The organism is Brucella gallinifaecis (assembly GCF_006476605.1).
GTDB classification, from domain to species: Bacteria; Pseudomonadota; Alphaproteobacteria; order Rhizobiales; family Rhizobiaceae; genus Brucella; species Brucella gallinifaecis.
Window position 1 is genome coordinate 1 of the sequence record NZ_ML636827.1, and the last position, 9100, is coordinate 9100.

The following is a 9100-nucleotide window of genomic DNA, read 5'->3' on the forward strand; positions in this document are numbered from 1 at the left end:
AAAGCCGTAAAATAAACATCGATCCGCAAACGGTCGGCCAACCGTATATCGGTGCCCCTTTAATGTTCAGGGGCCTTCAAGCACCTTAAATGCGGTGCCCGCATCTGTATCCGAAATTTGTCCATGAAAAAGCAGGTCGCTAATCTGAGCGATCTTTTCCCGAATCCTGCTCTCACTGGTAAGCGTATCAAGAGTATCGAGCATGTGCGAAAGCACATGCGCGCTCTTTAGCTCCTGTAATGTTTCCACGAATTTCTCCTAAAATTAGGCACAAAAAATCCGTGGCGCGAAGGCGCATATCTCTTGCAAGTTTTTCAGGAAGGAGCTAGATTAGCTTTAACATTTGGAGCTAAGGAATTGGCGTTCCTTCTAGCATCTTCCTCGAAAGACCGGCCTTCGTGCCGGTTTTTTCATGTCTAAATGGCTTTATCCCATCGTTGTGAATCAGTCTGAGGGAACCATAGGCTGATTTGGGGGATTCGTGAAGTGTCAGCACCGCTAAAATGTTATTCCGATTTAAAGCAGCCTAGGTGGCCCGATCGGCCCGAACGAGCGATTTTGGCCAACTCACGAAACGAATAGGGAACCTTCACTTACCGATCATCGCCAGCAGTACAATTCCTTGATTGTCTTCTTATGGCATTTGAGGTGATGCTTCATCAGTCTGATATCGTGGAGATAATCCTGCTCTGGCTGTAATTTGTAATCTGGATCGATGTGATATTGATTGCGGGTAAAACACTCGAACAGATTGATGTCGCCCCAAGTGTCGATAACCTGGTCAAGGCTCTTCGCCATCAGATGTAACGGAGAACCAGACCCATCTTTGTCCCTCATCTTATGAAGACGCGAATGGATATGTTGCAGCATATCCGTTCGCATGTAGCTGTTCAAAAGCATGAGAGAATGCGTCGGTGACTTCGGAACAGCGAAGCCCATTTTGTCCTCGTATGGGAGGCGTGAGGAATTATGTCCGCTGAATTCTTCCGGCATTAGCCTATCCCTCAAAGAGTACGGCAGCATAGTGTCAATCGGCGTTTAAACGGGGGTCTGACTCATTCTCGATGATGTTTTGGGTTCTATTAGCTTGGTTTCTGAAGGAGAATCAGCGCCATGCGAGCCCAGTTTCGGCTTTCCGATCTGATCCCTGCCGAGTTGACCGTGGAGGCTGTACATCAAAGATCCGATGCAATCATCGTTTCGGCATATGGTCAGTCGCGCGATTGCCGATGCCCCGAATGCGGTACGACCTCCCGTCGTGTTCATAGTCGCTATCCTCGGATAATTTGCGATCTGCCGTGTGCAGGCCGGAGGATCGAACTGCATCTGACCGTCCGACGCTTCGTCTGTAGTGCCAACCAATGCCGCCGAAAGATTTTCGCGGAACGTTTCGGTGACAACATAGTCCGACCTCTGGCGCGCCGGACAGCACGCCTGGACAACTTGGTGCACCATCTGGCTTTGGCATTGGGTGGTCGCCCGGCGGCACGGTTCGCAGATCGTCTCGGGTTTCCGGTTAGCAACGACACGCTGCTTCGAACCGTTCGCCGGTATGGTCGGCCGCCTCCACCACCGCCGAGTGTTATCGGCATCGATGACTGGGCGTGGCGTCGCAATCACCGATATGGCACAATCATTTGCGACCTTGAGCGGCGAAAAACAATCGCCTTGCTCCCCGACCGGGACGCGGCGACTGCCAAGGCCTGGCTAATCCAGCAGCCGCAGATCGAGATCGTCGCACGGGATCGCGGTGGCGGCTATGCGCAGGCCACTTCACAAGCCCTGCCACATGCGGATCAAGTCGCCGACCGCTGGCATCTGATGGAAAATGCCAGCCACGCCTTTCTCGACGCCGTGCGCAAATCGATGCGGCAAGTCCGCATGGCACTCGGCACAGCAACCGTAAATCCCAAGCTTCTGACTGCTGCCGAGCGGCTACAATACGAGGGATATCTGCGACGCGAAGAAGCAAACTCTGTCATTCGTGGGCTTGTCGACGAAGGCGTGCCTATCAAGGAAATTGTACGCAGAACCGGACACAGCCGAAAGCTGGTTCGCAGCGTTGTTCGTGGTCAACGAACCGACATCTTCCGGGTCCGGCAAACTTCGCTTGAACCACACCTGCCGTGGCTTGAAGCGCAATGGGATGCCGGATCACGAAATGGCGCTGAACTCTGGCGGCAGCTTCGCCTGGCCGGGTTTGGTGGAAGTCTGCGTGTCGTTACAGAATGGGCAACACGACGAAGGCGAGCCGAAAAAGCCGAAAACGGGCTCGGCCACGCGCCGGCAGCACGCACTATCGTCCGCCTGATGACACTTGAACGCAACAAATTGACCAAGGCTCAAGCGATGACGGTTGCTGCAATCGAGGAGCGATTACCGGACCTTGTCGAGGCTAGAGATATCATCGAGAGCTTTCACAACATGCTGCGCAGCAAGTCCAGGGGTGATCTGGAAGCATGGCTCGACCGCGCGGCAAGAAGTCTAGTCGCATCATTCGCCAATGGCATTATCCGCGACAGAGCAGCGGTTCAAAACGCAATAATTTCAATATGGTCGAACGGCCAGACAGAGGGTCAGATCACGAAACTGAAACTCATCAAGCGTCAGATGTACGGCCGCGGGAAACTCGATTTGCTTGAGGCACGTATTGTAGGAGCGCCCTGATGTCATCGAGATTGCGTCAGAGCCCCGTTTGGATGCCGATAACCCCTTAAATGGGGTCCTTATTCCATGCTTAATGACAAGGGAGCTTCAAACGCTACGGGATGCTTTGAATGATGCGAGAGAAGACCGAGATAAATGGAGAGATATGGCAGAGCGATTATCACTTGCCCCACCCGCTTCCTCAAAAATCGAGAAGAAGACAAGCCATCCACGCTGGCAGTTCTGGAATAAGAGCTAACCTAACCAGGGTAATTTAAATGAAATCATATTTTACAATTTTTCTGATTTCACTGCTTTGTCTGTCTGCATGCAAAGCCAAATTGTCGTCTGATGAGACGATTGCGTCAGTATCTCAGAAAACGATTTGCACTAAAGTGATTAATGAAGAAATTTTTGATCGTAATGGACACAAAGTCGACTATCAGACGGTTTTACGAACTTCTGCTCAATCCGATTACATTCTCGTAGGTGAAACACATACAGATCCTCGTCATCATCAAATTCAAACGAATATCCTCAAGCATACGGGAGCTAATACTGTCCTGTTTGAAATGTTGGAACCCGTGCATGAACAGATAACCGCACAGTATGCTAAAGGTCGAATTTCATCAGGACAATTTCACACGGACTTACAATGGCAGCAACGCGGGTGGCCAATCTGGGATGCGTACTACCCCATTTTTGAAGTTGCTACTGGCCAAAAGGCTATGATTGGCCACGCCAGTCTGGATAGTGAGCTTATCAATAATGTGAATAAATTTGGCGTCTTAGCGCTACCGCGTCAATTGCGGCAAGAGTTGAAGCTCAAAGCCGGAGAGAAATCTGTAGTGGACTTCAATGAGGTGATTACTGAAATCAAGCGCTCTCATTCAATTGATGACAACACTGCTCAGCGTTTGGCTATATCTCAGTATGTTAAAGACGCCTACATGGCTTATCGTCTGGCAAAGTCCCAGCCGAAAGCGGTGCTAATTGCTGGCAGCGGTCATGTTCGCACAGATATCGGTGTGCCGGTTCATTTGAAGCAATATCAGAAAGACGCAAAAGTCGTTTCTATCGGTTTACTTGAGCGTTCAGACGGGAATGACGCGGACCTGAAGGCACAGTTAAAGCGGTACGATTTTATATGGATCACTTCGCCGCAATGTGCGCTTCGCCAGCCTGGATAAAGAATGTGGTTGTCTGGGCGTTAGAAAGACCGAAAAAGGCTTCATTTATTTTCTGGCCTGGCTTCAGGATGACAAGAAACTGCCCCGGAGTTTGAGCGTTGCGTCCCGTATGCCAACGCTTTAGAAAATCTGCCTTTGCCAGATGGACATTGCCCCATGCAGGATCGCCGAGCCAGACATTGTATCCATCACTGCCTTTGAAAACTGTGAAGTGTCCCGCTCCAAAGCTATTGATAAAAAGCACAACGGGAATCTTGAGTTTAGTTAGTGTCTCAAAATCAGCGGAAAGTGGGATGGCCCTGTAGCCTAATTCGCCAGCCGCATAAGCCAGCTCTGCGAATGAATACTCATCTCGCAAGCCTATAATGTCCATAATATCGGCTTCATCCGTCTTTGCGCCATAATAAAGCTTGAGTACGGTAGCAAGAGCAGCAGCACCACAAGACATATCGAACTTCTGTTTGATTACAAGATGATCGCGTGTTTCGCTCCATGAGCGAGCACCAGCATTAAAATCGTCCATTCTGCTTTGAAAAGGCAAGCTTTGTGGGTCGGAATGAGCAGCATCTGATTGGACAATGAAATTCAATAGCCCTGCTAAAAGAGCACTGTACTTACTAAAATTTCGTCCCACGCTTATAACTCCAGTAGGAAAATACTGAGCTCAAATATATAGAGATCACCCCCAACCGTGTTCTCTTAATGCCAATATTATAAACTGCATGGCAATTATCATAAATAATACACCAACTATAATCGAAGAAAAAATTTTATTTATTAAACTCTCAAAGTAGTTACTTCTCCTATTTGTTAATCGTGAAACTATCGGGGAAAATGCACAAATAATGACAGCTATTATGATATAAATATATGATTTCATTTTATTTATCCTCGTGACATTGACGGCAGATTCCTCCTTGCCCGTTCATCGCCAAATTAGTCGAGGCGCCAGCAACTCCACCCAGAACTCCTCTTACAGTTTGGCTAACGGCCCCACCTGCGCCTGGCCACATAGCCCCTCCCACCGCTCCTGAAGCAGCGCCACTTACTATCCCGTAGGGAATGGAACTTCCGTTATCATAAGCCTGCATCCCACCCGCTATACCTCCACCGATAGCTCCTATCCCCGCTCCTATTACCACGGGATTAGCGGCACCTCTAATCTGCTTTGCTTCATCTTTGGTCAGATAGACGATCTTGTGGGGTCCTATTTGCTTTGGTCGATCTTTCCCAAACATGATGTCTAGTTCAGCATCGCTGAGACTGACTTTGATTTCAGAACTTGCTGAGCGCACTGTCGTCGGCGTCATCACAACTGCAGCTACAAGCGTTGTCGCTAGCGATGCTGTTATGGCAGTGAATGCCAAGGCTTTATCAAAACGCATTTTTCTCACCTGTAAATTCCCTAAAAACAAAAACTTAACTATTCGAGTCATAATATTAATCACGAAAAAATTACAAGCAAAAAATATTCTAATTTGCCGCACTGATAAGGTTGCTCATGTATCAAAAGACCCTAGTCTCCCTATTTGTTGGTATTCAATCAATCGGACAAGCAATCGCTAATGAAATACCTGAAAGTATCAAGATTTCAGATCGGGAAACCTTGCTGAAGGTTGACGAGTTTTCTCCTTCCGCAGGGCGTCTATCCATAAATTATGGGATGAACTACACCTCGCAAGACAAAAGTGGGTATATACCAAATTTTCTTTACACCTTCGCTGGCGATGGAACATTGGTTTACATACCTACTATTCAGGCAACACAAGACCGTACCGACACCGCGACAGCAAATTTTGGCGTTCGCTACAACGTTGCATCCCGCTTCAACTTGTCCGCCCAAATCAATGGCGGATACAGATATGAGCGCAACACATCACCTGAAAACGGATTACATAATTCATCATCCTTTGACTTTAATTCTTTGACAATCGGCACTGACTTCCATCTGCTGCGCCTTCCAAGAGGAGCAATAAACGCCTTTCTTTCTGTCGGGGCCGTGGAAAAGACACGCGATAGCTTTGTCTACGGCAAATCGTTCAATGGCGGTCTCACCGGCTATTGGACGGTTGATCCGATCATTCTTTCAACAACAGTGGCCTATTCGAAGTTTATGGACAGAAAGTCAGATAATACTACGATCAACCCCGGAGATGCGATTTCCGTCAGTCCTTCTGTAGGCTTCGCCGTCAACCCGGACATGAATTTATCATGGGGTATGACTTTTGCTTTCAAGGATGCGGTAAAGGTAAATGAAAACAAGCGAAATGCATGGCAAATGCTGTCTACGGTGAACCTTGGACTAGGCTACCGAATTGATGAGAACAAGCTATTGAATGTAACCGGTCGCGCAGGCGTAGGCGGTAACAGCGCAGCGCAGTTTGGTATGAATGTTTCGCAACGATTTTAATCTAAGGAAAGTGAACTGACCTGAGCCCGATTGCGAACTACTTTAGCGAGACCATCCTCGATCATATGAATGATCCGGCACATCTTTGTGAATAACGGCTCAAGCTCTGGTCCGCTACAAGACGAATGATTATTCCGTGCCGGTTGCCTACGGCCACAGGCAGGTCTGGATACGGGGTTATGTCAACGAGGTGGTGATCAGCTGCTGTGGTGAGATCATCGCGCGCCATGTGCGCAATTGGGGTCGGGAAGATGTCGTTTTTGATCCGCTGCATTACCTGCCATTGATCGAGAAGAAGATCAATGCGCTGGATCAGGCAGCGCCTCTCCAGGGATGGGCTCTGCCCGAGGAGTTCGCTACGTTGCGTCGGTTGATGGAAGGCCGCATGGCAAAGCATGGGAAACGGGAATATGTGCAGATATTGCGCCTGCTGGAAAGTTTCGATATCGCCGACGTGCATGCGGCGGTGAAGCAGGCCATGCAGCTTGGAGCAATAGGCTTCGACGCCGTAAAACATCTTGTCCTGTGTCGAGTTGAGCGTCGGCCGCCACGGCTTGACCTGTCGATCTATCCTTACCTGCCCAAAGCAATGGTCGAAAAGACGTCGGCGAAAGCCTACATGCGCCTTTTGTCGTCGGATGCAGGAGAAGCGGCATGAACATTGAAGCACCAGAGGTCCTGCTATCTCATTATCTCAAGACCTTGAAGCTGCCGACCTTCCAGCGCGAGTACCAGAAGCTGGCCAGATTATGCGCCACCGAAAGTGTCGATCATGTCGGATATCTCAGTCGTCTTGCCGAACGCGAGATGATTGAGCGGGATCGCCGCAAGGTCGAACGCCGCATCAAGGCAGCACGGTTCCCAACGGTCAAAAGCCTCGACAGCTTTGACTTTGCCGCCATCCCCAAGCTCAACAAGATGCAGGTACTGGAACTGGCACGCTGCGAATGGATCGAACGGCGCGAGAATGTCATCGCGCTTGGACCCAGTGGCACGGGCAAAACCCATGTGGCACTTGGCCTTGGTCTGGCCGCATGCCAAAAGGGGTTATCCGTCGGTTTCACCACGGCAGCCGCCCTGGTCAGTGAAATGATGGAGGCGCGTGATGAACGGCGACTGCTGCGGTTCCAGAAGCAGATGGCAGCCTATGGGTTGCTGATCATTGACGAACTGGGCTTCGTGCCATTGTCAAAGACTGGAGCGGAATTGCTGTTCGAGCTGATCTCGCAACGCTATGAACGCGGCGCCACCCTGATCACCAGCAATCTGCCATTTGACGAATGGACGGAAACACTCGGATCCGAGCGGTTGACCGGTGCACTACTGGATCGTATCACCCACCACGTCAACATTCTGGAAATGAATGGCGATAGTTATCGCCTCGCTCAAAGCCGAGCCAAAAAGCACCGCTAAAACACACGCAAAATTACCGATGCCGCAATCGGAAAACTCTGGTCGGGCTACGCCCTTCCGACGTTCCCCGATTGCGGCATAAACTGGCCTGATTTTACACCGCCATTTGGCCTGTTTTTATTCCGCCGTTGACAAATCTGACGGTGAACTTTGACTTACCAAAGCGTGATAGACGGTCAGGAACATCTTAATATTTATCGAATGTAATCAATTGGATTGAATTATAACCTACTAGAATCACTAAGTTTTTTAGATCTTGATCTGATTTTTGATAAGGCGGTCAATATTAAAACCATACCAGATCCCACAATCAGCATCAGAAATCCGATTGGCAGAACGATAAAATATGGCTCATGGAGCACATTTTGTGCATCAAGGTATGGTGGGTACATCAATTTAATAGCGATCAGCAATTGACCCATAAACAGAATTGAAGCACTCAATTTCCACCACAATGCATACAACGAGTGTTTGTAAAATATTACGAATACTGAATATATAAAACACACTGGACCAATAGTTAAAATAACAAATGGGATCATACTTACTCCAAGAGATCAAGCCTTCTATGATTCCTTATAATATCTCAGTATATGTTCTTAATATGCACAAAGACAGTGTTGGAATGAGTGTTCTACGCCAAGACATTATCCAGAGGGGCCCACTATGACCGGATAACCGTGCCCGTTTATCGTCACGCTTAGGTATGCTCGATTGATTGGATTTTAGACGAGCTTAAGCGTTCTTTATCGTTATATTTATTTGGGTATCATAATGCACAAGCTATTATTATTATTTTCTACACTTTCTATTGCGTTCAGTCCATCTTTCGTCATTGCTCAAACGCCCTCCATCCAGATGGAAAAAGACATGCTTCACGAGGAACAGCAGAAAGTTGGACTCAGAGCTTTTACGGCTTCAGAATACAAGCCAGGCACGATTCAACATATTGTTTTGTTTAAATACAAAAAGTCAGTTACTTCGGCCCAGATTCAAGAAGTTCGTCGGCGTTTTCTGGCTTTGAAGACCGAGGCCAAAAGAAATGGCATGCCTTATATCCAGCAAATTGAAGCGGGTGCTCAAAATAGTGGTGAAGGTGCTGACAAAGGTTTTCAAGAAGGCTTCATCGTTACGTTTCTCTCGGAAGGTGATCGCAATTATTATGTCGGATCGCCAGTCGTAACCGATCCAAAATTTTACGATCAAGAGCATCAAAAATTCAAAACTTTTGTAGGCCCCCTTCTAGCCAACAAGGATGGCGTACTGGTCTTCGATTTTACCGTGCGAACAAAATAGGCTTTATCACGCCAAAATCACGAGAAAATCTCGTGATTTTATACAGCTTTCCTCTGAAAGCCCTTGGGGGGTTCTGTCGCAAAGTTTTTGGAAGGATATAAGCGGCCTTATTTCTGGACGCAATTATGCTGCGAGCTTTGCAAAG

The 9100-nt window shown here is 48.3% G+C and carries 10 protein-coding genes and 1 pseudogene; 6 read left to right on the forward strand and 5 right to left on the reverse strand.

The features are described 5' to 3' along the window. Positions 1-66: 66 nt before the first annotated feature. Positions 67-249, reverse strand: coding sequence for a hypothetical protein (locus FHY56_RS17495; RefSeq protein ID WP_140906404.1), 183 nt, complete (start codon positions 247-249; stop codon positions 67-69). A gap of 351 nt (positions 250-600) precedes the next feature. Next, on the reverse strand, positions 601-993 hold the full coding sequence (locus FHY56_RS17500; protein ID WP_140906405.1) for a hypothetical protein: 393 nt from the start codon (positions 991-993) through the stop codon (positions 601-603). 120 nt (positions 994-1113) lie between these two features. Between FHY56_RS17500 and FHY56_RS17505 the strand changes: the two genes are divergently transcribed. Together FHY56_RS17505 and FHY56_RS17510 are read left to right on the forward strand one after the other, a co-directional pair. After that, positions 1114-2667 (forward strand): ISL3 family transposase, encoded by a 1554-nt coding sequence (locus FHY56_RS17505; protein ID WP_140906406.1) that lies wholly within the window; start codon positions 1114-1116, stop codon positions 2665-2667. Between the two features lie 257 nt (positions 2668-2924). Beyond that, on the forward strand, positions 2925-3836 hold the full coding sequence (locus FHY56_RS17510) for a ChaN family lipoprotein (RefSeq protein WP_140906407.1): 912 nt from the start codon (positions 2925-2927) through the stop codon (positions 3834-3836). Here the strand turns inward: FHY56_RS17510 and FHY56_RS17515 are convergent. After that, entirely contained in the window at positions 3799-4470 is a 672-nt protein-coding gene (locus tag FHY56_RS17515) for a C39 family peptidase (RefSeq protein WP_140906408.1), read from the reverse strand. The two genes, FHY56_RS17510 and FHY56_RS17515, sit on opposite strands and share 38 nt — an antisense overlap. Positions 4471-4717: 247 nt before the next feature. After that, the gene (locus FHY56_RS17520; RefSeq protein ID WP_140906409.1) at positions 4718-5323 is read right to left on the reverse strand and encodes a hypothetical protein; all 606 of its coding nucleotides are present in this window, start codon (positions 5321-5323) and stop codon (positions 4718-4720) included. Between the two features lie 14 nt (positions 5324-5337). Between FHY56_RS17520 and FHY56_RS17525 the strand changes: the two genes are divergently transcribed. The 3 genes and pseudogenes from FHY56_RS17525 to istB all read left to right on the forward strand — a co-directional run bounded on the left by FHY56_RS17525 (position 5338) and on the right by istB (position 7659). Next, positions 5338-6246, forward strand: a complete 909-nt coding sequence (locus FHY56_RS17525; protein ID WP_140906410.1) for a hypothetical protein — start codon at positions 5338-5340, stop codon at positions 6244-6246. Between the two features lie 91 nt (positions 6247-6337). Then, a pseudogene (locus FHY56_RS17530) lies at positions 6338-6904 on the forward strand (Mu transposase domain-containing protein); the annotation flags it as partial. Further along, complete coding sequence (istB, locus tag FHY56_RS17535) at positions 6901-7659, forward strand: IS21-like element helper ATPase IstB (RefSeq protein WP_140906411.1); 759 nt, start codon at positions 6901-6903, stop codon at positions 7657-7659. The pseudogene FHY56_RS17530 and the gene istB, both read left to right, overlap by 4 nt. A gap of 221 nt (positions 7660-7880) precedes the next feature. On the opposite strand, the gene FHY56_RS18435 is transcribed toward istB, so the two are convergent. After that, positions 7881-8201: a DUF3955 domain-containing protein gene (locus tag FHY56_RS18435; protein WP_140906412.1), complete on the reverse strand. Its 321-nt coding sequence runs from the start codon at positions 8199-8201 to the stop codon at positions 7881-7883. 232 nt (positions 8202-8433) lie between these two features. Here FHY56_RS18435 and FHY56_RS17545 point away from each other — a divergent pair, with 232 nt between their 5' ends. Further along, positions 8434-8955, forward strand: a complete 522-nt coding sequence (locus FHY56_RS17545; protein ID WP_210240075.1) for a Dabb family protein — start codon at positions 8434-8436, stop codon at positions 8953-8955. The last annotated feature ends 145 nt before the right edge of the window (positions 8956-9100 follow it).